The organism is Arthrobacter sp. FX8, from assembly GCF_026723805.1.
In the GTDB taxonomy this organism is placed as follows: Bacteria; Actinomycetota; Actinomycetes; order Actinomycetales; family Micrococcaceae; genus Arthrobacter.
This window is the reverse complement of sequence record NZ_CP113505.1, coordinates 484,773-505,694: the sequence shown is the minus strand read 5'-3', so window position 1 is coordinate 505,694 and position 20,922 is coordinate 484,773. Positions and strand designations below refer to the sequence as shown.

Sequence of the window (20,922 nt, the reverse complement as noted above, 5' to 3'; positions counted from 1 at the left end):
GTCGAAGATTCCAAGTGGTGCCTCCAGTGGGGGATGGTCGGAAGGACGGCCGCGGTTCGGGTGCCGGTCCATGAAAGCTCTAAGCGCGTCGACAGTGACGAAAGTAACACAAACTGGCATTTCTAGTCATCAAGACCATATTCAAATGCGAATGTTGCACGTTTATTGCTGTTACCCCGTATGTCGATTTGCCCTTCAGATGGTCGTTTCGCCTCCCCGGCGGAGCGTTTGGACATGCCTCAACGGACACCCGGTGGGCACAGGATGGGAGCAACAACAACCACCTCAAGGGAGCAGCAATGACCACCTACGACATCGCGCTGATCGGGTTCGGCGGCGTCAACCGGACCCTGGCCGAACTGATTGCCACCAGAGGGGATGCGCTTGGCCGCACCCTCGGCTTTGACCTGCGGGTGGTTGCCATTACGGACCTTGGGCTGGGTTCCCTGGTCCAGGACGGGGGGATCGATCTTGACATGGCCTTGGGCCTGGATCCCGCCGTCGCGACATTTGCAGCGTACGGCGGGTCAGCGGACCCGGACAACGAGCGCGTGATCCGGACCTGCTCCGCAGGGATCATTTGCGAAGCAACGTTCACCAACCCTGCAGACGGCGAGCCTGCGGCTTCACACGTTCGCTGGGCGCTGGAGTCGGGAAAGAGTGTCTGCACCACCAACAAGGGTCCGGTCGCCCTGCATGGCCAGGAGTTGAGCCGGCTCGCGAAGCTTAAAGGGCTGCATTTCGAATTCGAGGGCGCGGTGATGAGCGGGACACCCGTCATCCGTTTGGCCAAACAACTGTTCCCCGGACTGGCGCTCAATGGCTTCGAGGGCATCCTCAATGGCACCAGCAACTATGTCCTGGGCAGGATGGAAGAGGGCCTCAGCTTTGAGGAATCGGTCCTCGAAGCCCAGAGCCGGGGGTACGCAGAGGCAGATCCCACGGCCGACATCGAGGGCCACGACGTCCAACTGAAAGTCCTAATCCTGGCCAATGAGCTGCTGGGGGCGGACATCACGCTGGCGGATGTGCAGCGCCAAGGGATGTCAACGCTGTCGCCCGAGGACATCAGGCGCGCCAGGAACGAGGGGCGGCGGTGGAAACTGGTGGGCTCCGCGCGGCGGAACCTGGATGGAAGCATCAGTGCCGGAGTTGCCCCCGTGGCGCTCCCCTGGCCCACGACCTCGCCGGGGTTTCGGGTGCCAACAATGCAGTGTCGTTCAACACCGATCTCCTCGGCCCGGTGACGGTGTCCGGACCCGGGGCCGGGCGGGTGGAGACAGCGTACGCCCTGCTGTCCGACATCATCGCCATGCACGCCGCACGGAACCAGGTGGCTGCAGATGCGTGAATCAACCCTTGCACCGCTGGATCACGCAACGGCCGCGATCCGGGAGGTGCTCAGCCCCTACGACGGCCGGGTGGTGGGAGCCGTGGCCCTGACCAGGGCGGAGTCCGTGGACGCGATTATCCGGGCTGCCAGGTCCGGGGCGGCGCAGGCACGCGCGTTGTCCCGCCATGCCCGGGGGAAGCTGCTGGACGCGGCTGCCGCACTAATCGACGCGCGCCACGCGGAATTCGCCCAGACCATCACAGCCGAGAGCGGCAAAACCATCCGCCAGGCACGAAAGGAGGTGCGGCGGGCAGTCAACACCCTGCGCCTGTCCGCCGCGGAGGCACGCCGGAACGCCGGCGAGATCATTCCCTTTGACTCCTATGAAGGCTCCGAGGACCGCATGGGGTGGTACGCACGGGAACCGCTGGGCATCATTGCGGCCATCACCCCGTACAACGACCCCCTTAATCTGGTGGCACACAAGGTGGGCCCGGCAATCGCCGGAGGCAACGCCGTCATCCTCAAGCCGTCCGCGCTGACGCCCCTGTCCGCGCAACTGCTTGCCGAAGTCTTCGCCGAAGCCGGCCTGCCTGCCGGCGTCCTCACAGTGGTCCACGGGGACAGGGACGTGGCGGAGGCGATCGTGCGGAGCCGGGAGGTCCGCATGGTGTCCTTCACCGGCGGATTCACGGCCGGCGAGGCCATTGCCAGGACCGCAGGCCTGAAGAAGCTGTCCATGGACCTTGGCGGGAACGCCCCGGTCATCGTCATGGACGATGCCGACTTGGATGCTGCCGTTTCAGCCTGCGTCTCCGGAGCCTTCTGGGCAGCCGGACAGAACTGCGTGGGGGTTCAGCGCATCCTCGTGGCCGCCTCCCGCTACCACGAGTTCCGTCGGCGCTTCCTGCAGGAGGCGTCGCGGCTGGTGGCGGGCGACCCCGCCGAGGAAGCCACCGACGTCGGTCCCATGATCAGTCCCGCCGCCGTGGATCAGCTCCAGGCCAAGATTGAGGCGGCGGTTGCCTCCGGCGCCGTGGTCCTCGCCGGCAACACCAGGGTAAACAACGTGCTGCATCCGACGGTCCTGGAGAGGGTGCCCGCCGGCAGCAGGCTGTGGACGGAGGAGGTGTTCGGGCCGGTCGTCATGCTGCAACCCTTCACAACCTTCGACGAAGCCGTGGGGACCGCCAACGCCATCGACTTCAGCCTTCACGCCGGGATCTTCACCGGCTCGCTGGACACGGCCCTGGACGCCGCGGGCCGCATCGACGCAGGCGGCGTCATGGTCAACGACTCATCGGACTACCGCTTCGACGGCATGCCGTTCGGGGGATCCAAGTATGGCGGCCTGGGCCGCGAAGGCGTCCGCTTCGCCTATGAGGAGATGACCCAGCCGAAAGTGGTGTGCATCAAGCGCCAGGGCTGATCACCGGAAACGGAGCCTGGTCGAGAGCGTTTCCCGGCTGGGCCGGCTTCGCTGCCGCATCCCGCCGGATGTAGTTGGACAGGGTCATCGCCGTCACGGTGTCCGTCACGCCGGGCGTGGCCGCTATCTGCTCCCAGATCTCCTGGATGCGTTCAAGCGACCGTGCTTCCACCCGCACCAGCAGGTCGAAGTCGCCGCTGACCACATCGCACAGGACCACCTCCGGGATCGATTGCAGCACGGCGATGACGTCCGATCCGCGCACCCTGTCCTTCCGGTAGACCATCAGGAAAGCAGAGACTGTGCCGTGCCCCGGGGCGCCGGTCACCACGGTGTAGCCCTGGATGTAACCCTGCCGTTCCATCCTGTCGATGCGTTGCCGGACCGCATTGCGGGACAGCATCACCTTTGCAGCCAGCTCCGCGTGGCTGACCCGGGCATTGCGGGTCAGCTCCGCCAGGATGCCCTGGTCGATCCGGTCAAGACTCGCCCGATCCATGTTTCACCCTTCACTGCATGACGTCACAACAGCAGACACGAGTCGGCCCGGCTCCAGAACGAAAGCACACAGAGATGATACTTCGGCAGCAGCCGCTGCAGAGTCAGCGGAGAGCCTTCAGCTGCGTGCTGTTGGACATGGACGGGACGCTGCTGGATTCGGCGGCAGGCGTGACGGCGAGCGCCGCCCGGGCGCTTGCCGCCGTGGGGGCCGCTGTGCCACCGGCCGGGGACCTGGTCCGGCTGGTGGGGCCGCCCATGCTTGAGTCCTTCCGCGAGCACCTGGGACACGATGAGGTCCTTGCCCGGCTGGCGCTGCGGCATTACCGGAAGGCTTACGCGGATCACGGTGCACACCAGTCCGTTCCGTACACCGGGATCAGGGAACTGCTGGAACAGCTCCATCGTGCGGGCGTACCCATGGCGGTTGCCACCTCGAAGGCCGAAGACCAGGCGCTCCGGATGGCCCGCCTGTTTGGGATTGACCATTACTTCTCCGCCGTCTGCGGCGCATCGGACCAGGAAGCCAGGTGGAGCAAGGCAGATGTCATTGCCGAAGTGCTGGACAGGCTGAGGGCAGCCAAGGTGGATGTCGCTGCCCCGCTCATGGTGGGTGACCGCAGCTACGACGTGGCCGGGGCAGCCGTCCACGGCATTCCCACCGTCTTCGCCGGTTGGGGCTACGGCTCTGCAGGGGAAGAAGCAGGAGCCGCCTTCGTTGCGCCCTTCCCGGATGGGGTGCTGCCGGTTGCGCTGCCCTGACGGTACAGCCCTGAAAGGTACGACGCCGGCACTTCCCCAAGTGCCGGCGTCGGACCTGCACGTCGTGGCGGGGAAGGCAACCGGGTAAACTTGTCCGGTCATGCGCTGTTCCTACTTTGATGCCGGTACCTGCCGCTCCTGCACCCACATGGGCGTGCCCTACGGTGAGCAGCTGGCCGGCAAACAGCTGCACTGCCAGACCCTCCTGTCCGGTCACACCGAACTCGAATGGCTGCCGCCGGTGGCCAGCCAGGAGTCCGGCTTCCGCAACAAGGCCAAGATGGTGATCGGCGGGACCGCTCAGAATCCCACCATCGGGATCCTGGACGCCGATGGCCATGGCGTGGACCTGCGCAAGTGCGGCGTCTGCTCACCCGGCCTGCTCGCCTGTTTCCCCGTGCTGGCGAATTTCATCCGCCGGGTCCGTCTGACGCCCTATGACGTTCCCCGCCGGACCGGTGAACTCAAGCACGTCATCCTCACCGAATCCCCGGACGGCGAGGTCATGCTCCGGCTGGTCCTGCGCTCGGACCAGGTGGTGCCGCGCATCCGGAAGCACCTCCCGGACCTCCTGGCCGCCCTGCCGCAGGTGAAGGTGGTCTCGGTCAACCTGCATCCGGAACACAAGGCCGTGCTGGAAGGCGACCGGGAGATCCTGCTGACCGGCGAGTCCACCCTGAACATGCGGGTCAACGACATCAACCTGCACCTCCGCCCGCAAAGCTTCTTCCAGACCAACAGTGAGATGGCCGCGGCCCTGTACCGCCAGGGACGCGAGTGGGTCAACGAACTGGCGCCGGCCTCGGTGTGGGACCTGTACTGCGGCGTGGGCGGGTTCGCCCTGCACAGCGCCGCACCGGCCCGCACCGTCACGGGCATTGAAACCAGCAGCGAAGCGATCGTGTCCGCCCGCCTCAGCAGTGACGAGGCAGGCCTGAAGGGGATGGAGTTCCAGGCCGGGGACGCCACCGCGTTTGCCCTGGCCAGCAAGCAGTCGCCGGACCTGGTGATCGTGAACCCGCCCCGGCGCGGCATCGGCAAGGAGCTCTGCGGCTGGCTGGAAGCCTCGGACGTGCAGCACGTCGTGTACTCCAGCTGCAACGCGCAGTCGCTGGCCCGGGACCTGGCCGCGCTCCCGTCGTTCACCGCCCGGCGTGCCCGCGTCCTGGACATGTTCCCGCAGACCACGCACTACGAGGTGATGGTGCTGCTGGAACGGGCGGCTTAGGGCCCATAGGCGTCAGATCCGGCGCGCGCGTTCGACGGCGGCCGCGCCGGCTTCACGCCCCCGGCCCGGAGACCCGCTGCCACTCCTTCAGCATCGGTGTCGGAGCGGTTCTGGCTCAGTTTTTCCTTCGCCTCGATCCGGCTGATCACCAGCTCTACGCCCACGATCGCCCGCAGTTGCCCGGCAATGAACTTCTCCGGCGCGTCGTCCACGGCCCAGGGGTCTGCCCGGCCGTCCTCGTGCAGTCCGGTCAGGTGCCGGACATGCCATGCCAGCCAGCCGGCGTCGTCATGGAAAACCAGCTCGCCGTACACGTGCGCGGTGCTGTAGTTCCAAGTGGGGACCACGCGCCCGTGCTCGGCCTTGGCGGCGTACCACGACGGCGAGATGTAGTCGTCGGGGCCCTGGATGATGGCCAGCGCCTCTCCGGCCGGCGCGGTGGACCACTGCGGGTTGGTGCGCGCCATGTGGGCCTGCAGCGCGCCGCGCTCCCCCACCGCCGGGTTGAAGGCGAAGGGCAGCAGTGTTGCCAGCAGGCCGTGGTCCGTCATGGTCACCAGGTTGGCGGCGCCGGGAGTCGTGAGGAGGTGCCGGACGGCATCGGGGCCGGCAGCAAAGTGGGCGGGAATGTACATGGGAAGTCCTTTCAGCAGTTCAGGGGGCCGGTTTGAGCCGGACGCGGACGGCCGCAGCGGCACAGAGGATCACGGCGAGGGCGCCGATCAGGGTGGTCCAGGTGAGCGCCTCCCCCAGCAGCAGCGCGGCCCAGCCGATGCTGAGGACGGGCTGGAGCAGCTGGATCTGGCTCACCTGCGCCATGGGGCCAATGGCCAGCCCCCGGTACCAGGCGAAGAAGCCAAGGAACATGCTGACCACGGCGAGGTAGGCGAAGGCAGCCCACTGGACGGGTGTGGCCGACGGCGGCTGGTCCAGGACTGAAACTACGGCGAGGACCAGCATGGCCGGCGCGGCAAGGACCAGCGCCCAGGCGATGGTCTGCCACGAGCCCAGCGTGCGCGCCAGCAGGCCGCCCTCCGCGTACCCCACCGCGGCGCAGGCCACGGCGCCGAGCAGCAGGAGGTCCGCCCAGTGCAGGTGCCCCACGCCGCCTGACTGGAGGAAGGCGAAGGAGATGGCTGCCAGCGAGCCGAGCGCCATCACCACCCAGAAGGCGGCCGGGGGCCGCTCAGCGGCGCGCAGGACCGCCACCGTTGCGGTGGCGGCCGGCAGGAGGGCGATGACCACGGCTCCATGTCCCGCCGGTACGGCAGTGAGGGCATAGGACGTCAGCAGCGGAAAGCCGACGACGACGCCGCCCGCCACGAGCGACAGGCGCAGCCAGGTGCGGGGCGGGGGCAGCCGCTGGCGGGTGATGGCAAGTGCTGCGATGGCGAGGGCAGCGGCCACGACGGCCCGGCCGGAACCGATGAGCAGCGGCGGGATGCCTGCCACGGCCACGCGGGTGAACGGAACGGTGAAGGAGAAGGCCGCCACGCCGAGCAGGCCCCACCAGATTCCGGTGGCCTTTCGCGGCGATATCACTGGGCGATTCAGGACAGTAGCGCTACTATGTTCTTTCATGAATAACGATAGCAGTTCGCGGATCGTTGCGGCACTCCGGCAATGGGTCGGCGGCGCGGGTCCGGGGGCCCGGCTGCCGTCCACCCGGCAGCTCGTTGCCGAGTACCAGGCCAGCCCGGTGACAGTGCAGAAGGCGCTGCAGGCGCTGACCGCCCAGGGGCTGATTGAAAGCCGGCCCGGCGTTGGAACGTTCGTGCGTGCCGTGCGCACCGCCCGTCCGTCCGACTATGGCTGGCAGACGGCTGCGCTGCGGTCGCCGTCGTCCCCGCTGCCGTCGTCGTCGGGCACCATGCGCAACGTTCCCGGCGATGCCATCTGGTTCCATTCCGGCTACCCGGACCGCGAACTGCTGCCGGAACGGCTGGTCCGCGCCGCGCTGGCCCGGGCTGCCCGGGGCGACGCCGCACTGTCGCGGCCGCCGGCGGCGGGCATGCCGGAGCTGCAGCAATGGTTCGCGCAGGAACTGGGGTCGGCCACCCCGGTGGGAATCACGCCTCCCACCCCGAATGATGTGGTTGTGCTGCCCGGAAGCCAGAGCGGGCTCAGCTCCATCTTCCGTGCGCTGGTGGGCGCGGGACAGCCGCTGCTGATGGAGTCGCCGTCGTACTGGGGCGCCATCCTTGCCGCCGCGCAGACCGGGGTGCGGGTGGTTCCGGTGCCCACCGGCCCGGACGGGCCGGATCCCGCGGACGTGGACCGCGCCTTTGCCGAGACCGGGGCGCGGGCGTTCTACGTGCAGCCCAACTATTCGAATCCCACGGGCGGGCAGTGGGCGGCAGGGCGCGGCGACGAGATCCTGGACGTGGCCCGCCGGCACGGCGCCTTCCTGGTGGAGGACGACTGGGCACACGATTTCGGCATCACCTCCGACCCCGTTCCGCTGGCAACCCGCGATGATTCCGGGCACGTGGTGTACATCAGGTCCCTGACCAAGAGCGTGTCCACCGCCATCCGGATTGCTGCCGTGATCGTCCGGGGACCGGCGCGCGAACGCATCCTGGGCCAGCGCGCCGCCGAGTCGATGTACGTCAGCGGGCTCCTGCAGGCCGCCGCGCTGGACGTGGTGACGCAACCCGGGTGGCAGACCCACCTGCGGAGCCTCCGGCAGCAGCTCCAGTCACGCCGCGACCTGCTGGCCACCAGCATCCGGGAGCACCTCCCCCAGGCGCACCTCGATGTCCTGCCGAAGGGCGGCCTGAACCTGTGGTTGCGCCTGCCCGACGCCACGGATCTGCCGCGCCTGGTGCGGGACTGCGAGGATGCCGGCGTGATCATAGCCGCCGGCACGGAGTGGTACCCGGCCGAACCCGCCGGAGCCTTCATCCGGCTCAACTACTCGGGTCCGAATCCGGGCGCCTACCCGGAGGGTGCGCGGCTGATCGGTGGGGCGCTGGCCAGGCAGGGCTGACCTCCGCACAACCGGGAGCTTCAAGGTTGGTGCAGGAATACATCAAGATTTGCGCTTAAACCGTTCCGGCCATCCCGGCGTAGCTACGCTGGCCGTGCACATCGCATCCAGCACACGCACTTGGGGGAACCATGCCTGCCGTCCAACGCTTTTCCGCGCCCCGCACCCGCCGTCGGGAACCCGCGCTGACCCCAGGAGCCGCCGGGCGGAAGGGCCCGCACAAGGTGCTGGGCGCCGGGGCCGCCGCCGTCGTGCTTCTGCTGACCGGGTGCGGTGCACCCCAGGCCTCCCTGAGCGCCGCTGCCGGACCCGCCAGCGAATTCGCCACCGCAACGCCCATTGCCGGTACGCCGTGCACCGCCGCAAACGGGCAGCAGGTTTCGGCCGGCACCACCTACGTCTGTACCAAGGACGGGTCGGGCAGGCTGGTGTGGCTGGAAGCCGCGGAGTCCAAGCGCGTCACGGAGAAGCTGGCAGCCGCTGCCGCAGCGAAGGCGGCCGCCGACCAGGCCGCGGCGGAAAAGGCAGCCGCCGAGAAGGCGGCAGCTGACAAGGCCGCTGCCGACAAGGCCGCCGCTGACGCAGCCGCTGCAGAAGCTGCCGCCCGGCAGGCCGCCGAGGCGAAGGCGGCGCAGGATGCTGCGGCAGCAAAGGCCGCCGCCGAAGCAGCCGCGAAGGCGGCAGCGCCGCCCGCTCCCGTTGCGCCTCCGGCCCCTGTTGCCCCGGCCGTTCCGGGCACCAATCCCGGCTGCGACCCGAACTACTCAGGGTGCGTCCCCATTGCCTCGGACGTGGACTGCGCCGGCGGAAGCGGCAACGGACCGGCCTACGTCAGTGGCCCCCTCCAGGTTATTGGCAGGGACATCTACGGGCTGGACGCCGACCACGACGGCGTTGCCTGTGAGCGTTAGGGCTGGACGAAGGCCTTGACCAGCTCATCACTCTTGTCCCACAGCCCGCGCGCCAGTTCGGCGTCGTAAGCCTGCGGGTTGGCCTTGGCCAGGGCGCGCTTGGCGTAGTAGGCCCCGGAGATCCAGTCCGTGCCGGGGGTGCCGTTGATGAGCCACAGCATGGTGTCGGCACCCTGGTCCGGGCTGAGCATGAAGCGGTTCAGCAGGGTCTTGTAGGCATGCCGGAAGTGGCTGGTGGAATCTGCCGCGAAGTTGGTGCGGACAACGCCGGGGTGGAACGCCGCCGTCGTGATTCCCCGGTCATGGAAGCGGCGGTGCAGCTCGGACGTGAAGAGGATGTTGGCGAGCTTGCCCGTCCCGTAGGCGCGGTAGGTGCGGTACCCCTGCTCGGCCTTGAGGTCGAAGAGGTCCATCTTTCCCGAGTAGTTTGCGGCGCTGGCGGTGTTGATGATCTTCGCGTTGCTGGCCGCCAGCGTGTCCATCAGCAGGGTGGTGAGCAGGAACGGCGCCAGGTGGTTGACCTGGAACGTCAGTTCGTTCCCGTCCACCGTGAGCGTTCGCTTGCCCATCATGCCGCCGGCGTTGTTCGCCAGGACGTCAATGCGGGGGTACTTTTCCTCAAGTTCCGTGGCCAGGGTCCGGACCTGCGAAAGGTCGGCGAAGTCGGCGAGGTAAAAGTCTGCACCAATCTCCTCCGCCAGGGCGCGGGTCTTTTCAGCGGAACGTCCGACGACGACCACCTGCTCCCCCGCCTTTGCCAGTGTCCGGGCGGCCGCAGCGCCGATGCCGTCGCTGGCGCCGGTGATCACGATGGTGCGAGGAGTCAAGGGGTGTCCTTCGGTTGGCGGGTGGCGCGCATGGAATGCACGCCATGGGGAACAACGACGGCGGGGCGGCCGGTGTTCCCACCGGCCGCCCCGCCGCCAAACCCTGCGTGGCCTTTAGCCCCTATACCGGCCACCATGAAGATGACCGCGGCGACGGCGAAGCCCATCACGCCGATCAGCGTTTCCATCACGGTCCAGGTCTTCAGGGTGGTCTTGACGTCCATGCCGAAGAAGCGGCCAACCAGCCAGAAGCCGGAGTCGTTGACGTGTGAGACCACTACTGAGCCCGCAGCCACGGCGATGACCAGCGCCGCCACCTGCATGCCCGTCAGCCCCGCGGTGGCCACTGCCGGGGCGATGAGGCCCGCGGTGGTGGTCAATGCGACGGTGGCCGAACCCTGGGCGATGCGCAGGATGGCGGAGATGAGGAAGCCGGCCAGGATCAGCGGGATGCCCAGGTTGCCCAGGACAGAAGCCAGCGCCGCGCCGATGCCCGAGGTGCGCAGGACGCCGCCGAACATGCCGCCGGCGCCGGTAATAAGGATGACAGAGCAGACCGGGCCCAGCGAGGACTCAAGCAGCTTCTCCAGGGCACCGGCGTGGGTTCCGCGGCGGGCTCCGAGGACATACATGGCCACCAGCACGGCGATCAGCAGCGCCACCGGCGTTTCACCCACGGTGCGAAGGAGCTGGAACCACTGTTCCTTCTTCACGGCGTCGGACAGCACACCGGAGGAGGCCAGGGTGTTCAGGCCGGTGTTGAGGAAGATCAGGACCAGTGGCAGGAGCAGCAGGCCAATGATGGTGCGGAACCGGGGCGGGTGGGACTCGGCCTCCGCGCTGGCGTGGCCCAGGATTTCCGGCACGGGCAGGACCAGCTTCTTGCCGGTCCAGAGGCCATACAGGTAGGCCGTGACGTACCAGGTGGGAATGGCGGTGATGAGGCCGGCGATCAGCACCAGGCCGATGTTGGCGTCAAAGAATGCAGCGGCCGAGACCGGCCCCGGGTGCGGCGGCAGGAAGATGTGCATGACCGAGAACGCGCCGGCGGCCGGAAGTCCATACCGCAGCACGCCGCCGCCAAGTCGGTGGGCTACGGCGAAGACGACGGGCAGCATGACCACCAGGCCGGCGTCGAAGAAGATGGGGAAGCCGAAGATCAGGGAGGCCAGGCCCAGGGCGAACGGTGCCCGTTTCTCGCCAAAGACGCCGATCAGGTAATCGGCCAGGACTTTGGCGCCGCCGCTGGTTTCCACGATGCGGCCGAGCATGGCGCCGAGGCCGACGAGCAGTGCCACGGTACCCAGGGTGGTGCCGAAGCCGTTGATCAGGACCGGAACCACCTGGTTGGCGGGGATTCCGGTGGCGAAGGCGGTGGCGAGGCTGATGAGGATCAGTGCCACCAGCGCGTGCATCTTCAGCCGGATGATGAGGAACAGCAGCACAAGAATTGCCGCCGCGGCGATGAGCAGCAGGGGGCCTGCACCCATCGTCTGGGTCCATCCTTCGATGGTCATGGTTCTCCTTTGAAACAGGGTTGGGGACTACGGGGTCAGGACGCTTTGGGCGCCTGGCCGGCGGGGAGGTTCAGGGCCCGGACGACGGCGGCGACCAGCTCTTCGGGTGAGTGCGAGATATCGAGGCGGAGGCTGCCGCCGTCGAGCTCTTCCTGGCTGAGCGGTTCAAGGGTGGCCAGCTGGCTGGGCAGCAGGGCGGGCGGCATGAAGTGGCCCACCCGGCCCTGCATCCGCTGGCTGATCAGGCCCGCGCCGCCGTCGAGGTGGAGGAAGATGACACGGCCTTCGGCACCGGCGAGCAGCTCCCGGTAGCCGCGCTTGAGCGCGGAGCAGGTGAGGACGGTGCTCTTGCCGGCGGCGGCCTGCGCGGTCATCCAGCTGCGGATCTCATCGAGCCAGGGCCAGCGGTCCTCGTCCTGGAGCGGAATCCCCTGGCTCATCTTGGTGATGTTCGCTTCTGGATGGAACTCATCCGCTTCGGCGCAGGCCCATCCCAGCTGCTGGGACAGTGCGGCCGCCAGGGTGGATTTGCCGGAACCGGCAACCCCCATGACCACCAGGTGCGTGGCTGGATACTGCATGTCATACCTCCGGAGAAGACGTCTTTGGCTTTCGAAGAAGCTCGCTGCGGGTCCGGTGTTCATCGGACCAAGCGATAAGGTATCACCTTTTTGAGTAATAGATACTATCTATTCGTGTCACAAGTCATACCTTTGCCGAGTTGGGGGCTATTCTTGAGGGGCGCACCGGCGCGTAAGGGAACGGGGAAAAGAATGTCGACGGCGACAGTCCAGGACGGCGATGAAGTGCACGACGGCGGGCCTGCCCCAGCCACGCAGGGCCGGGTTATTGAGGCAGTGGGGGTAGCCATAGCCTCCGGGAAGCTGGCCCCGGGCACCCGCCTCACCCTTGAAGGGCTGCAGCACGACTACGGCATCTCCCGGACCGTTGCCCGGGACACCATGAAGGTTCTGGAATCGATGAACCTGGTGTATTCGCGGCGTCGCGTGGGCATCGTGGTGCAGGAACCGTCCCTGTGGAATGTGTTTGACCCCAACCTGGTGCGCTGGCGGCTGGCCTCGGACCGGCGGGACCTGCAGTACAGCAGCCTGACCGAGCTGCGCATCGCCGTCGAACCCATCGCGGCCGCCGGGGCGGCACGCCGGGCCAGCGCAGCAGAACGTGCCCAGCTCGTGGCCCTGGCCGCTGACCTCCGCAAGCTGGGCGAGGCTGGTGATCTTCAGGCCTTCCTGGCCGCCGACATCGCTTTCCACAAGCTGCTGCTGCGAAGCTGCGGCAATGAAATGTTCCGTGCGCTGGAAGGAATGATCGCAGAGGTCCTGACCAGCCGGACCCGGCAGGGGCTCATGCCGTTCAAGCCGAGGAACGAGGCGCTGAAGGCGCACGAGGACGTGGCCTCAGCCGTGGCCGGCGGTGACACGGCGGAGGCTGAACGGGCCATGCACCACATCCTCGATGAGGTGCGGGAGGCCATGGGGCTGCACTGACCCGGAAAACGCCGGTCCGGCCGGGGCAACCGCCCCGGCCGGACCGTGTAGCCGGCGTTAGTCGACCACTCTCACCTTGCCCACCATGCCCATGTAGTCATGGAGTGCGCAGATGTACTCGAACGTTCCTTCGGACTTGAACGTTACTTCGAATGTGCCGCCACCGGGCGGGATGATGCCCGAACTAAGGTCGCCGCCGGTGAAATGCTCCGGGTCGCCGGACGGGGCGAAAATGTTCGCCGGTTCAGTGCCGAAGGTGACCGTGTGGGGTGCGCCCATGCCGTCATTGACGAACTCCACCGTCTCGCCCACGTGCACCGTCACGGTGGGCCGCACAAACCGCATGACCATGGCCACGCCGTCGTCACCGCCTGCCATCACCTTGTGGTTGGATGCTTCCTGTGCCAGGGATGCGTCCAGTTGGTGCCCGTCCCGGAGGATGGCCCGCTCCTGCGCCCGTGATGCCTTGTCGTAGTCAGCCTGGCTGTACGGGTAGTCGGTGCCCCGGTCGCGCACGTGCACGGTCCCCTTCATCATCGTGCCGTGGACCAGGCAGTAGTAGGTGAAGTTTCCTTCCCGGGGGAAGGACAGGGTGTAACTCCTCGCATCCGGGAAGCCAGGGACGTCCACGTTGGCCAGGATGCCGGAGTTGTAGTACGACTTTCCGTCGTAATAATCCTTTCCGCGCTTCTGCAGCTCATCGTCGCTGAACGGATTGAACGGCTGCAGCGACTGGCCTGCCGCCAGGAACGTCACGGTATGTATTTCTGCGGAGTTTGCCTGCCAGGTGATGGTGTCCCGCTCATTGATGTAGATCTCTGAGGGAAGGAAGGCCATCCCCTGGATCTCCTGGTCGCTGGACTCAGAGCCCACCTGTACCTGCCAGGTCCGGTGGCCCCCTCCGTCGGCTGACGCGGGGCCGGCTGCAGCCAGGGAGGCGAACAATGCGACAGCGAATGCCACAATCAATGCCAGCTTGTTGGATCTCGGTGTGATTCCCCGATAGTGCTTCATGGCGATGCTTTCTTGAACGGCGATCTGTTAAATGCCGATTTGCAGCTGCGGCCGATTCAAACCCATTGCATGACTGGCCCAACCGGCCACTGTTTTTTCGGAGTGAAGGTGCCGGCTGCCGATGCCGGGGAGCGCGGGCAGCCAGTGCCGGCCGGTGATCGGGGCCGGATATGCACCACCCCAACTGGTGCCGCGCAGGTTCAATTCTCTTCCCAGCCAAGGCGCTGGTTCTGCACGTCAGAGGCGTGCGCAGTACAAGAGTGCTCCTGCAATTCACATTTGTCGAGACGGTTCTTCCAAGGAAGATGCCCGCCCAACGCTCAGCCCTGGGGCAGGCCCGACCCGGGGAACTGGCACACACGGGTTAAACAAAAGCAGGGCCTGCCGATAAACGGCAGGCCCTGCTTGGAAACCTAACGGTCCCGGAACTCTAAGGAATTAGAGAGCCTGGATGTTGGTGGCCTGGGGACCCTTGGGGCCCTGCTCGGTGTCGAAGGAAACCTTCTGGTTCTCTTCGAGGGAGCGGAAGCCGTTGGAGTTGATCGCGGAGTAGTGCGCGAAAACGTCCTGCGAGGAGTCGTCCGGGGAAATGAAGCCGAAGCCCTTTTCAGCGTTAAACCATTTGACGGTACCAGTAGCCATTATTTTTGTCCTTCGTGAAGGTGGAGGGAAAATCCCGACTTTCGGGCCCTCCGGCGTGGGGTGTTCAAAAACCGCTACTTCAGAAGAACACGGACTTTCGACCGCGCGTACTGCCTGAACTACCAACTGCATAAACACAACAACAGTCTCAACACTACAGGAGTTTCCGCCCACACCTAATCCCGCACCTGTTGGGCGCCGCTAAACCTGGCCGCCGCCTTCCAACGCCGTGCTGTAGCGGGTGTACCCCGGCCGGAGCCGGACTGAGTGCGGCCCCACCATCGATATGTCCTCCCACAGCACCAAAAACGAGCCGCGGTGCCGCCACCGGAGGATCCGGGCCAGCAGCCAGGGCCGGGTGAGGCCGTTCCGCTCGTAGCCCAGGAACGATGCGACACTGTGCGGGCTGACCACCAGCCCCAGCAGCCGCGGCTCCGCCATCAGCTGGTGCGGGGCTCCGTCCAGCACGAAACGGGCGTCGGCAACGCGGCCCAGCCGTCCGCCGTCGGCATCGTGGACCGGTGTGCCCAGCAGGTCACCGAGGATCATGGCGGCCTCCCGGTATCCGCGCAATGATCTTGTCCCGCACCCAACGTTCCACCCAGCTGGCGTCCAGCGGCTCCCCGCTCACGCCAAGGCGCACCACCACACCGACTTCCGCCACGTCCTTCCACGGGATGCGGATCAGCCGGGACGACGGCGGCCTGCCGCCAAAGATCCGCGTGCCCAGGACCGCGCCGGTCAGCAGGGCGGTGATGGCCGGCGGTGCCGTCCCCGCCGGAATCTCCACGTCCAAATCAGGCCCGCCCACCTCAAGGTCGTCCACGGTGGTGACCGGGACGCCGTCGTGGTCCAGGACCTGCCGGTCCATGAGGTGCAGTTGCGCGTCCAGGATGCGGCCGCTTACGCGCGGAACCGGCGGCAAAGGACCGGATGACGATGTCATGAGCCGGCTCCTGTCACAATCATGAGCGGGATGGCGGCAAGCGAGGCCACCAGGATGATCACCAGGTAAACCATTCCCAGCACGTTCACGGCCCGCCCGTTCACATGCTCGCCCATGTACTGGGGATCATTGGCCACGATGAGGACCGGCAGGTACGTGAGCGGCAGGGCGATGGCGGAGAACACCACCGAGTATTCGGTCACCAGCACCGGGTCCACGCCGGTGGCCAGGACGGCCATGCCCACCAGGAGGCACACCATCATCGACAGGTGGAACCGCGCGGCCTCCGCCGGCCGGCGGAACTTCCCCCAGGACCAGCCAAAAACTGGGCCAGGGTGTATCCGGACGAGAGGGTGGTCTCCAGGGCGGCGCCGAACGTGGCGGCCACAATGCCCACCAGCACAAACGCCAGCCCGACCTTCCCGGCACCCTCCGCCACGGGCAGGACCACCTGGGACAGCGACGTCACCGAAATACCGGCGGGCAGGAGGACGACGGCGGCGCACCCGGCGATCGCCACGGACAGCAGGCCGCCCAGCGGGAAGCCGACCAGGACGTTGGTGCGCTCCTGCAGCAGGTCCTTCACGGTCCAGCCTTCCTCGACGGCCCCGGAGGAGAAGAAGAAGACCTCATAGGGGGTCATGGCAGCGCCGAACAGCGCGATCGCGTAGTAGCTGTAAGTCCATACCGTTTCCTGCGCCGGCACGGCCGGCGCCAGCTGCCCGGCGAGCGCACCCCAGTCCGGCTTGAGCAGGAACAGCGCCACCGCAAAGACAATCAGCGTCAGCCCCAGCAGGCCCGTGACGTTCTCCATGATGGAGAACCGCACCCGCCAGATCACCAGCCACACTGCCACCGCGGCCACGGGAATCCACAACAGGTAATACACACTGCTGGCCAATTGCAGGGCCAGGGCCACGCCGCCGATCTCCGCCGTGACCGTCATGAGGTTGATTAGGAACGATGCCGAGAGGTTGGCCAGCCCGGCCCGGGGCCCCAGGCGTTCGCGGATCACTTCGAACGTGGCGCGGCCGGATGCGGCCGCCACCCGGCCGGACATGTTGGCGAAGAGGCAGATGCCCAGTACGCCGACGGCCACCACCCACACCAGCGACAGGCCGAAGCGGGAACCGACAACGGCGTTGGTCACCAGGTCCCCGATGTCCACGAACCCGCCGATGGCGGTGAGGATCCCGAGCGCGACGCCGAGGAGCCGCTTCACGGTTCCGCCCTCATTGTGACCCCACCTTGCCTTCGAGCTGCTTCAGGGCGTCCTGCGCGTCCGCGAGCGCCTTGTCACCGTCCGCGAGGGAGGGGCGCCGCCGTCGTTCCCTGCCAGGGCGGCGCGCGCCACGGCGAACCCCGCGGCGCAGTGGTCCAGCACGTCCAGTGCCCGCTTCTGGGTTTCGCGGTCCTCCTGCGTTGCCGGCGAGAGGTTGAGGACGGTGTTCCGGCTCCCCTGGACTTCTTTTAGCTCATCGTCGAGGGCGGTGGAGGTGGCGGCGCGGGTCAGCTTGCCGGCCATATCCTGCCGGAGCGCGATCCGGGCTGTGGCCACCGCGGATGAGCTGTCCTTCACGGCGGTGGCCACCGACTGGCTGGTGCCGCCGCTGCAGCCGGTGAGGAGGGCGAGCGCGGCGAGGGCAACGAACGCGAGCCGGGGTGCGGTGGCGGGACGGTTGGCCGGGCGGCACCGGATTCCTGCAGCCGGGGCGGAGGCCGGCGTGTTCAGCACCGTTGCCTCCAGCCCCCGGGACAATCCCGGATCCATGCGACCTGGCGGGGCAGCCACAAAATAGTTGCCTTGAGCTATATATAGCACTCCGCCGGGGAGTTTAACCTGCTCAGGACGGGATTTATTGCCGGCTGGGCGCATGCATCCCGTACCCTCGACCCCGCCTCCGAATAGGCATATCCTGCATCCAGATCCTGCGGATACACCCTGCCACCGGGAGATGAAGCCATGGAGATGCCCAAAGCCACCGAGGAAGACAAAGAGCGGTTCCGGCGCGTGGTTCCCGACCATCCGGGGGTGGTGGTGAAGCCGATGTTCGGCAACCTTGGCGCGTTCGTCAACGGCAACATGTTCGCCGGGCTGTTCGGTTCCACCATCGGCGTGAAGCTCTCCCCGAAGGACAAGGAGGTGCTGGAGTCGTCCGAGCGGACCGTGCCGTTCGGGCCGGCCGAGCGGCCCATGGGCGGATACACCGGGCTGCCGGAAATGTGGAATGAAGAGGGCGACGGCGATGACACCCGGGCGCGGGCCTGGGCCGGGAAGGCGCTGGACTACGTCGCGTCCCTGCCGCCCAAAGAGCCCAAGGAACCTAAAGCCCGTGCGTCCAGGACCGCAAAGGCGGCGCAGTAGCCATGTCCGCCCCCGCGGTTTCCCGCCATGAGACCAACACGGTGGTAGTGGGCGCCGGACAGGCAGGCCTGGCCACGAGCTACTGGCTGTCGCAGCGTGGCGTGGAACACCGGATCCTGGAGCAGCGGCCCGCCCTGGGCGGCGCCTGGCAGGACCGGTGGGATTCCTTCTACCTGAACACCCCCAACTTTTCAGTCTCCCTGCCGGGGAAGGCCTACGACGGACCCGAACCGGACGGGTTCATCGCCCGGGACGCCACCATCGACTTCTTCCGCCGCTACGCCCGGGACATCCATGCCCCGGTGGAGCTGGACACGACAGTGACCCGGATCGCCCCGGCGGATGCCGGGTTCACCCTCGAAACGGACCGGGGCACCTGGACCGCCCGGAACGTGGTGCTGGCCAGCGGCGCCTTCCAGCGCCCACGGACCCCGCCTGCCGCCGTCGGCCTCTCCCCCGGAGTCCTGCAGCTGCACAGCCACGACTACCGCAACCCCGCCCAGCTCCCGGAGGGCGCGGTGCTGGTGGTGGGCACCGGGCAATCGGGCGGCCAGATTACCGAGGACCTGCTGGACGCCGGCCGCACCGTGCACCTGTCCGTGTCCAGCTGCCCGGAGGCGCCCCGGCGGTACCGGGGGCAGGACATCTTCCACTGGATCGTGGAGGTGAACGTCCACGGCCCGGAGTACGGCATCAACGCGCTCCAGGTGGACGGGCTGCCCTCCCCCGCCGGACGCTTCATGTGCAATCCGCTGCTGTCCGGCAACGACGGCGGCCACAGCGTGCACCTGCGCGAACTGGGCCGCCGCGGCGTCCGGCTGCACGGCCGGTTCGAGGGAATCGACGACGGCGTCCTCGTCTTCACCGACGACCTCGCCGAGCGCCTGGCACTGGTTGAGGCAGGCTTCGGGCAGCGGCTGGGACGGCTGTCCGATGCGTACATCAAGGCTGCCGGGATCGACGCTCCGGAGGCGGACGTGCCGGAGGAAGACCACTGGCTGCCCGCAGAGCCAGGCGCCCGGCTGGACCTTAAGGCGGAAGGGATCACCTCCATCATCTGGTGCACGGGCTACGCACTGGACTTCAGCATGCTGGACCTTCCCCTCCTGGACGAATGGAACTACCCGCGCCACACGAAAGGCGTGACGGAGCACCCGGGCCTGTACGCCGTCGGGCTCCCCTGGCTCACGCGCCATCTCTCCGCCACCCTCGTGGGGGCGGGCCCGGACGCCGAGTACGTGACCGGACATCTGGCAGCGCGCCGCTGACCGGCGCCGGCGAAAGACAATGCCATGGAACCGCTCCGCGTGATCCTGCTTCCCGGCAGCGTCCTTCCCGCCGGCCCCGCCTACGGCGCGCTGCTGCAGGTCCTGGGACCCGGAGTGGACGCCATCGCCAAGGACCTGGAGCTCTACGCCGGGGATGCCCCGCCGCCGGGATGGAGCCTGGATACAGAGGGGGACGGCGTGCTCCGCGAGGCCGACGCCCATGGCTGGGAAACCTTCCACCTGGTGGGGTATTCCGGCGGCGGAGCTGCCGCGTTGGCCCTCGCCGCCTCACATCCCGGACGGCTCCGCAGCCTGGCGCTGCTTGAGCCGGCCTGGGCGGGAAACTGGGACTGGAGCCCTGCCCACACCGAACTGTGGCAGCGTTACGGCCAGTTGTCCGCCCTGCCGCAGGACGAGTTCATGCCGGCCTTCATGAGGCTGCAGGTAAAGCCCGACGCCGTCCTGCCGGCACCGCCGCCCGGCCCGCCGCCGCCGTGGATGGCCAAGCGGCCGGCAGGCATCAACGCCTTCCTCCAGGCGTTCAACACCTATGACCTGGACCGCGGCCGCCTTGCCTCCTTCACGAAACCTGTGCTGTTTGTGCTGGGCGGCATGAGCAGTCCGGACGAGCAGGGCGACAACGCCGCCCGGCTGGCCCGCGTCTTTTCCGATTACATGCTGGAAGTCTTCCCGGGCCGCCACCATTTCGACCCCCGCACCGGGCTGAGCCGCAGAGGGTCGCCGCACTGCTGCGTGGGCACTGGACCCGGGCGGAGGCGGTCCTCTGATGGCCCGCATGGGCTCACCGGCCGGCCCACCGGCCCGCTGGCGGCCCGCTGGGCCCCTTAGCCTGCCCGGGGCCCGGGGCCGTGCGTCTTCTGCCGTCCGTCGCGGTGGGCGACGTAGGCGTAGACCATCAGCGTGATTCCCGCCAGGATCATGATGGCCGGGAAGGCGAAGTCCAAGGAAATGAACACCACCGTGGCCTGGAGCGCAAAGATCAAACCCATGACCGTCAGGACCGCCGCGGGGATCAGCGGCCAACTCATCCTTTCGGTGGGGTGGTCGGCAGCGTGCCCGGAGCTACGGACCGGGACCAGGGAGAGCGCGCCGAAGGTGGCTGCCAGGCCCAGGAACAGGACGGCCGCGGTCGGCATGCCCTGCAGTTCCTGCGGGAGTGCCACGATGACAGCAAGCGTCAACATGACGCCCGCCGGGATCAGGGCCCACCAGTTGGTGCGCTCGCGGAGGAACACGGCGGCGAACCCGCCACCCATGAAGAGGAAGAGGAAAGATGCACCCCATGCGCCGTTGGTGAGCTGCGTGGTGGTGATGACCGCTGCCAGGCCCAGGAACACGGACCCGGGGATGGCCGCCCACCAGTTCTCCCGGCGCTGGACGAACAGGGACAGGAACAAAACCCCTATGGCCGCGAAGATCAGCGGTGCGACAAAAGCTGCCGTGTCCATGACGCCGAGCCGGTCCAGCAGTAAGAGCCCACCCAGCCCAATAAGGACAAGGCCTGCAATGATGCTTGCGTTCGCCGATTTCACCGTGTGCCTCCCGGATCCGGCAGGTGGCCTTACGCCGCCCTGCTGATTTCAGGCTAGGGCCGGCCCCGCAACCGGAAACAGGGCACAAAGCCCCCGCCTTCCATGGGAACCAAGCCTCCAAACCTTCCACGC

20 protein-coding genes and 3 pseudogenes are annotated in these 20,922 nt (G+C 67.4%); 10 read left to right on the top strand and 13 right to left on the bottom strand.

Annotation, left to right across the window (positions count from 1 at the left end; all coding sequences use genetic code 11):
- The first annotated feature begins 299 nt into the window (after positions 1-299).
- Together OUO20_RS02345 and OUO20_RS02335 are read left to right on the top strand one after the other, a co-directional pair.
- A pseudogene (locus tag OUO20_RS02345) lies at positions 300-1,351 on the top strand (homoserine dehydrogenase).
- Positions 1,344-2,762, top strand: coding sequence for an aldehyde dehydrogenase family protein (locus tag OUO20_RS02335; RefSeq protein ID WP_268002778.1), 1,419 nt, complete (start codon positions 1,344-1,346; stop codon positions 2,760-2,762). The pseudogene OUO20_RS02345 and the gene OUO20_RS02335 overlap by 8 nt, the downstream one beginning before the upstream one ends.
- Here OUO20_RS02335 and OUO20_RS02330 read toward each other — a convergent pair.
- The gene (locus OUO20_RS02330) at positions 2,746-3,261 is read right to left on the bottom strand and encodes an Lrp/AsnC family transcriptional regulator (protein ID WP_018771820.1); all 516 of its coding nucleotides are present in this window, start codon (positions 3,259-3,261) and stop codon (positions 2,746-2,748) included. The two genes, OUO20_RS02335 and OUO20_RS02330, sit on opposite strands and share 17 nt — an antisense overlap.
- Before the next feature lie 125 nt (positions 3,262-3,386).
- Here OUO20_RS02330 and OUO20_RS02325 point away from each other — a divergent pair, with 125 nt between their 5' ends.
- The gene (locus OUO20_RS02325) at positions 3,387-4,022 is read left to right on the top strand and encodes an HAD hydrolase-like protein (RefSeq protein WP_268002777.1); all 636 of its coding nucleotides are present in this window, start codon (positions 3,387-3,389) and stop codon (positions 4,020-4,022) included.
- Positions 4,023-4,122: 100 nt separating this feature from the next.
- The gene (rlmC, locus tag OUO20_RS02320) at positions 4,123-5,250 is read left to right on the top strand and encodes a 23S rRNA (uracil(747)-C(5))-methyltransferase RlmC (RefSeq protein WP_268002776.1); all 1,128 of its coding nucleotides are present in this window, start codon (positions 4,123-4,125) and stop codon (positions 5,248-5,250) included.
- Between the two features lie 12 nt (positions 5,251-5,262).
- Here rlmC and OUO20_RS02315 read toward each other — a convergent pair.
- Both OUO20_RS02315 and OUO20_RS02310 read right to left on the bottom strand, forming a co-directional pair.
- Positions 5,263-5,885: pseudogene (locus OUO20_RS02315) on the bottom strand (FMN-binding negative transcriptional regulator).
- 19 nt (positions 5,886-5,904) lie between these two features.
- Complete coding sequence (locus OUO20_RS02310; protein WP_056393382.1) at positions 5,905-6,831, bottom strand: DMT family transporter; 927 nt, start codon at positions 6,829-6,831, stop codon at positions 5,905-5,907.
- On the opposite strand from OUO20_RS02310, the gene OUO20_RS02305 reads away from it, so the two are divergent.
- Together OUO20_RS02305 and OUO20_RS02300 are read left to right on the top strand one after the other, a co-directional pair.
- Positions 6,830-8,239: an aminotransferase-like domain-containing protein gene (locus tag OUO20_RS02305; RefSeq protein WP_268002774.1), complete on the top strand. Its 1,410-nt coding sequence runs from the start codon at positions 6,830-6,832 to the stop codon at positions 8,237-8,239. The genes OUO20_RS02310 and OUO20_RS02305 overlap by 2 nt on opposite strands.
- Positions 8,240-8,370: 131 nt before the next feature.
- On the top strand, positions 8,371-9,150 hold the full coding sequence (locus OUO20_RS02300) for a hypothetical protein (RefSeq protein ID WP_268002773.1): 780 nt from the start codon (positions 8,371-8,373) through the stop codon (positions 9,148-9,150).
- Here OUO20_RS02300 and OUO20_RS02295 read toward each other — a convergent pair.
- The 3 genes from OUO20_RS02295 to OUO20_RS02285 are packed head-to-tail and all read right to left on the bottom strand — an operon-like array spanning position 9,147 to position 12,075.
- On the bottom strand, positions 9,147-9,977 hold the full coding sequence (locus tag OUO20_RS02295) for an SDR family NAD(P)-dependent oxidoreductase (protein WP_056393378.1): 831 nt from the start codon (positions 9,975-9,977) through the stop codon (positions 9,147-9,149). The two genes, OUO20_RS02300 and OUO20_RS02295, sit on opposite strands and share 4 nt — an antisense overlap.
- Positions 9,974-11,494: a GntP family permease gene (locus OUO20_RS02290; protein ID WP_268002772.1), complete on the bottom strand. Its 1,521-nt coding sequence runs from the start codon at positions 11,492-11,494 to the stop codon at positions 9,974-9,976. Before OUO20_RS02290 ends, OUO20_RS02295 begins: the two co-directional genes overlap by 4 nt.
- A gap of 35 nt (positions 11,495-11,529) precedes the next feature.
- Entirely contained in the window at positions 11,530-12,075 is a 546-nt protein-coding gene (locus tag OUO20_RS02285; RefSeq protein ID WP_268002771.1) for a gluconokinase, read from the bottom strand.
- A 192-nt stretch (positions 12,076-12,267) separates the two neighbouring features.
- Here OUO20_RS02285 and OUO20_RS02280 point away from each other — a divergent pair, with 192 nt between their 5' ends.
- On the top strand, positions 12,268-13,002 hold the full coding sequence (locus OUO20_RS02280; protein WP_268002770.1) for a FadR/GntR family transcriptional regulator: 735 nt from the start codon (positions 12,268-12,270) through the stop codon (positions 13,000-13,002).
- A 57-nt stretch (positions 13,003-13,059) separates the two neighbouring features.
- On the opposite strand, the gene OUO20_RS02275 is transcribed toward OUO20_RS02280, so the two are convergent.
- The 6 genes and pseudogenes from OUO20_RS02275 to OUO20_RS02250 all read right to left on the bottom strand — a co-directional run bounded on the left by OUO20_RS02275 (position 13,060) and on the right by OUO20_RS02250 (position 17,375).
- On the bottom strand, positions 13,060-14,016 hold the full coding sequence (locus OUO20_RS02275) for a plastocyanin/azurin family copper-binding protein (protein ID WP_268002769.1): 957 nt from the start codon (positions 14,014-14,016) through the stop codon (positions 13,060-13,062).
- 438 nt (positions 14,017-14,454) lie between these two features.
- Positions 14,455-14,658, bottom strand: a complete 204-nt coding sequence (locus OUO20_RS02270; protein ID WP_009372930.1) for a cold-shock protein — start codon at positions 14,656-14,658, stop codon at positions 14,455-14,457.
- A 201-nt stretch (positions 14,659-14,859) separates the two neighbouring features.
- Positions 14,860-15,207 carry a PRC-barrel domain-containing protein gene (locus tag OUO20_RS02265; RefSeq protein ID WP_018770411.1) on the bottom strand — a complete coding sequence of 116 codons (348 nt, stop codon included), beginning with the start codon at positions 15,205-15,207 and terminating at the stop codon, positions 14,860-14,862.
- Positions 15,194-15,604, bottom strand: a complete 411-nt coding sequence (locus OUO20_RS02260; RefSeq protein ID WP_268002768.1) for a hypothetical protein — start codon at positions 15,602-15,604, stop codon at positions 15,194-15,196. The genes OUO20_RS02265 and OUO20_RS02260 overlap by 14 nt, the downstream gene beginning before the upstream one ends.
- Positions 15,601-16,826: pseudogene (locus OUO20_RS02255) on the bottom strand (Nramp family divalent metal transporter). The gene OUO20_RS02260 and the pseudogene OUO20_RS02255 overlap by 4 nt, the downstream one beginning before the upstream one ends.
- 42 nt (positions 16,827-16,868) lie before the next feature.
- Entirely contained in the window at positions 16,869-17,375 is a 507-nt protein-coding gene (locus OUO20_RS02250) for a hypothetical protein (RefSeq protein WP_268002767.1), read from the bottom strand.
- Positions 17,376-17,567: 192 nt separating this feature from the next.
- Between OUO20_RS02250 and OUO20_RS02245 the strand changes: the two genes are divergently transcribed.
- From OUO20_RS02245 to OUO20_RS02235, 3 genes are read left to right on the top strand one after another with little or no spacing between them, the layout of a single operon-like run.
- Positions 17,568-17,969, top strand: a complete 402-nt coding sequence (locus tag OUO20_RS02245) for a TfoX/Sxy family protein (RefSeq protein WP_144600557.1) — start codon at positions 17,568-17,570, stop codon at positions 17,967-17,969.
- 2 nt (positions 17,970-17,971) lie between these two features.
- The gene (locus OUO20_RS02240) at positions 17,972-19,237 is read left to right on the top strand and encodes a flavin-containing monooxygenase (RefSeq protein ID WP_268002766.1); all 1,266 of its coding nucleotides are present in this window, start codon (positions 17,972-17,974) and stop codon (positions 19,235-19,237) included.
- A gap of 24 nt (positions 19,238-19,261) precedes the next feature.
- A complete protein-coding gene (locus tag OUO20_RS02235) occupies positions 19,262-20,086 on the top strand; it encodes an alpha/beta fold hydrolase (RefSeq protein ID WP_268002765.1) in 825 nt (274 codons plus the stop codon).
- Here the strand turns inward: OUO20_RS02235 and OUO20_RS02230 are convergent.
- Positions 20,083-20,790, bottom strand: a complete 708-nt coding sequence (locus OUO20_RS02230) for a hypothetical protein (RefSeq protein WP_268002764.1) — start codon at positions 20,788-20,790, stop codon at positions 20,083-20,085. The two genes, OUO20_RS02235 and OUO20_RS02230, sit on opposite strands and share 4 nt — an antisense overlap.
- Positions 20,791-20,922: the final 132 nt, after the last annotated feature.

Coding starts and splice junctions, on each gene's coding strand:
- OUO20_RS02270 (WP_009372930.1), bottom strand. CDS start 14,658: ATGGCTACTGGTACCGTCAAATGGTTTAACGCTGAAAAGGGCTTCGGC.
- OUO20_RS02245 (WP_144600557.1), top strand. CDS start 17,568: ATGGAGATGCCCAAAGCCACCGAGGAAGACAAAGAGCGGTTCCGGCGC.
- OUO20_RS02290 (WP_268002772.1), bottom strand. CDS start 11,494: ATGACCATCGAAGGATGGACCCAGACGATGGGTGCAGGCCCCCTGCTG.
- OUO20_RS02240 (WP_268002766.1), top strand. CDS start 17,972: ATGTCCGCCCCCGCGGTTTCCCGCCATGAGACCAACACGGTGGTAGTG.
- OUO20_RS02330 (WP_018771820.1), bottom strand. CDS start 3,261: ATGGATCGGGCGAGTCTTGACCGGATCGACCAGGGCATCCTGGCGGAG.
- OUO20_RS02310 (WP_056393382.1), bottom strand. CDS start 6,831: ATGAAAGAACATAGTAGCGCTACTGTCCTGAATCGCCCAGTGATATCG.
- OUO20_RS02260 (WP_268002768.1), bottom strand. CDS start 15,604: ATGACATCGTCATCCGGTCCTTTGCCGCCGGTTCCGCGCGTAAGCGGC.
- OUO20_RS02300 (WP_268002773.1), top strand. CDS start 8,371: ATGCCTGCCGTCCAACGCTTTTCCGCGCCCCGCACCCGCCGTCGGGAA.
- OUO20_RS02250 (WP_268002767.1), bottom strand. CDS start 17,375: ATGGATCCGGGATTGTCCCGGGGGCTGGAGGCAACGGTGCTGAACACG.
- OUO20_RS02235 (WP_268002765.1), top strand. CDS start 19,262: ATGGAACCGCTCCGCGTGATCCTGCTTCCCGGCAGCGTCCTTCCCGCC.
- OUO20_RS02305 (WP_268002774.1), top strand. CDS start 6,830: ATGAATAACGATAGCAGTTCGCGGATCGTTGCGGCACTCCGGCAATGG.
- OUO20_RS02280 (WP_268002770.1), top strand. CDS start 12,268: ATGTCGACGGCGACAGTCCAGGACGGCGATGAAGTGCACGACGGCGGG.
- OUO20_RS02265 (WP_018770411.1), bottom strand. CDS start 15,207: ATGATCCTCGGTGACCTGCTGGGCACACCGGTCCACGATGCCGACGGC.
- rlmC (WP_268002776.1), top strand. CDS start 4,123: ATGCGCTGTTCCTACTTTGATGCCGGTACCTGCCGCTCCTGCACCCAC.
- OUO20_RS02285 (WP_268002771.1), bottom strand. CDS start 12,075: ATGCAGTATCCAGCCACGCACCTGGTGGTCATGGGGGTTGCCGGTTCC.
- OUO20_RS02335 (WP_268002778.1), top strand. CDS start 1,344: ATGCGTGAATCAACCCTTGCACCGCTGGATCACGCAACGGCCGCGATC.
- OUO20_RS02275 (WP_268002769.1), bottom strand. CDS start 14,016: ATGAAGCACTATCGGGGAATCACACCGAGATCCAACAAGCTGGCATTG.